A 242-nucleotide genomic window follows, 5' to 3' on the forward strand; every position below is an offset into this window, starting at 1 on the left:
GTCCAGCACCAGGGTGGCGATCCGCTCGCGGTGCGCAGAGCGCACGGACGTGCGCAGCGCGATGCCCCCGCCCATCGACCAGCCCACCAGCACGATCCGCTGCGCTCCGTGCGCCAGGGCGTACTCGACCGCGGCCTCGGCATCCTCCCATTCGTCGCTGCCCAGGTGGTGCATGCGGTCCGCGGAGGGCGGGGCACCGGTGTCGTTGCGGTAGGTGATCGCCAGGCTGGTCAGGCCCAGGG

At 73.1% G+C, this 242-nt stretch carries 1 protein-coding gene; it reads right to left on the bottom strand.

The features are described 5' to 3' along the window. The coding region (locus tag ACWXWW_RS18295) for an alpha/beta hydrolase family protein (RefSeq protein ID WP_455971463.1) at positions 1–242 on the bottom strand (242 nt) is incomplete at both ends.

The organism is Microbacterium sp. KNMS, from assembly GCF_053851835.1.